This is a genomic window from Trebonia sp. (assembly GCF_049794275.1).
Taxonomy (GTDB): Bacteria; Actinomycetota; Actinomycetes; order Streptosporangiales; family Streptosporangiaceae; genus Trebonia.
On record NZ_JBARCR010000889.1, the window covers coordinates 1 to 2,024 of the forward strand.

A 2,024-nucleotide genomic window follows, 5' to 3' on the forward strand; every position below is an offset into this window, starting at 1 on the left:
GTCAGCCACAACCTGAACGACGTCTTCGAGGTCGCGGACCGGATCGCGGTGCTGTACCTGGGGCGGATGGTGGTCCAGGGGCCGGCTGCGGACTTCGACCGGCAGAGCGTGGTGGAGTACATGACGACGGGTACCGCCAGCGGGCGGCCGTACGAGCCATCCGCATCCGCCAGTGGCGAGGGCTGAGGCCATGGCCAGGATCGAGAAGTCCCCGTGACCGCGGACCCCGGCGAGACCCCGGTAGCGACGGGTGCCGGGACGGTCGACCTGACCGCCGACGCCAAGGTCGAAGCGGCCGACATCCCGCCCGCACTCGTCGCCCAGTCGCTGGGCCAGTACATGCGGGCCTGGTGGGCCCAGATCCGCAGCGGCAACAGCGGCGTACTGCCCGTGGTCCTGGGCATCGTGATAGTCGCCGTCGTCTTCGAGATCATCACCCCCGAGCACGCCTTCCTGCGGCCGAGCAACCTCGTGTTCATCTTCGGGCTGAGCACCGTGTACATGGTGCTCGCGATCGCTGAGACGGCGGTCCTGCTCCTCGCCGAGGTCGACCTGTCGGTCGGCGCGGTCGCGCTGATCGGCGGGGTGATCGCCTTCAAGCTGGTCCAGCAGCCCGGGGCGGACTGGCCGTGGTGGGCAGCGCTGCTCGCCGCGTTCGCTATCTGCGGCGTGTTCGGCGCCCTCCAAGGGGCGCTGGTCGCACGGCTCAGAATCCCGTCCTTCGTCGTGACCCTGGCCGGCTTCCTGCTGTTCTCGGGAATCCTCATCGTCCTCCTCGGCGGGGCCGACTCCTCGGTGAACCTCAACACCTCGGACCCCAACCAGAACTTCATCTACGAGATGGTCCAGGGGCTGATCTCTCCCGTCGTCGCCTGGATAGTCCTGGCGGTGCTGGTCGTCGCCTACGGCGCGACCCTGTGGCTGCGCACGACCTCGAGGCGGCGCCAGGGCCTGACCGCTCCGCCGCTGAGCCTGGTAGCGATCAGGATCGCGCTGGTGGCGATCATCGGCGCGGCAGTGGTGCTCGTCTGCTCCGTCAACCGCGGGAGCACCCTGAAGTCGGTCACGGGAGTTCCGTGGGTGATCCCGATCGTCCTCGCCGTGCTCGGCGTCTGGACGCTCGTGCTCGGGCGGACCCGCTTCGGCCGCTACATGTACGCCATCGGCGGTAACCCGGAAGCGGCCCGCCGCGCCGGCGTCCGCGTCCCCGCCATCCGCATCTGGGCCTTCGCGTTGTGCTCGGCGACCGCCGCCCTCGGCGGCGTCCTGCTCGGCTCCTTCTTCTTCGGTGAGTACAGCACCAATACGGCAGACCCCGGCCAGCTCGTCCTGTACTCGATCGCCGCCGCCGTTATCGGCGGGGTCAGCCTCTTCGGCGGCCGGGGCAAGGCAATTCACGGTATTCTCGGCGGCCTCCTCATCGGCGGCATCGCCTACGGCGTGTCCCTTCTCAACCTGGGTTCACTGTCCACGCCGTTGGAGTACATCGTGCCGGGCGCCGTGCTCCTCGCCGCGGTGCTGATTGACGTGCTGTCACGGCGCGGGTCCGGGGGCGTGAACCGTGTCTGATCAGGTGCGAAGGACAAGTGATGAGGAAATGCCCGTGACCGCGGACCCCGGCGAGACCCCGGCAGGGACGGCGGGTGCCGGGACGGTCGACCTGACCGCCGACGCCAAGGTCGAAGCGGCCGACCTCCCGCCCGAGCTCGCCGCCGAGACGCTGGGCCAGTACTTCCGGGCCTCGTGGGCCCGGGTCCGCGGCGGCAACAGCGGTGTCCTGCCCGTGGTCCTGGGCCTCGTTGTGGTCGCCATCGGCTTCCAGATCGCGAACTCGAAGTTCCTGTCGGCGCAGAACCTGGTCAACCTCTTCGAGCAGAGCACCGTCTACATGCTGCTGGCGATCGCTGAGATCTTCGCCCTGCTGCTGGGAGAGATCGACCTGTCCGTCGGCCTGGTCATGGGGCTCGGCAGCGTCGTGGTCGCCGAGCTTGTGCAGCCGACCGGTGCGAACTTGCCATGGTGGG

Annotated in this window: 1 protein-coding gene and 2 pseudogenes; all 3 read left to right on the plus strand. The window is 69.0% G+C overall.

Annotated elements, in window-relative coordinates:
* A pseudogene (locus tag WA805_RS22880) lies at window positions 1-186 on the plus strand (sugar ABC transporter ATP-binding protein); the annotation flags it as partial.
* Between the two features lie 27 nt (window positions 187-213).
* Window positions 214-1,569, plus strand: a complete 1,356-nt coding sequence (locus WA805_RS22885; RefSeq protein ID WP_425243373.1) for a sugar ABC transporter permease — start codon at window positions 214-216, stop codon at window positions 1,567-1,569.
* Between the two features lie 34 nt (window positions 1,570-1,603).
* Window positions 1,604-2,024 (plus strand): annotated as a pseudogene (locus WA805_RS22890) (sugar ABC transporter permease); the annotation flags it as partial.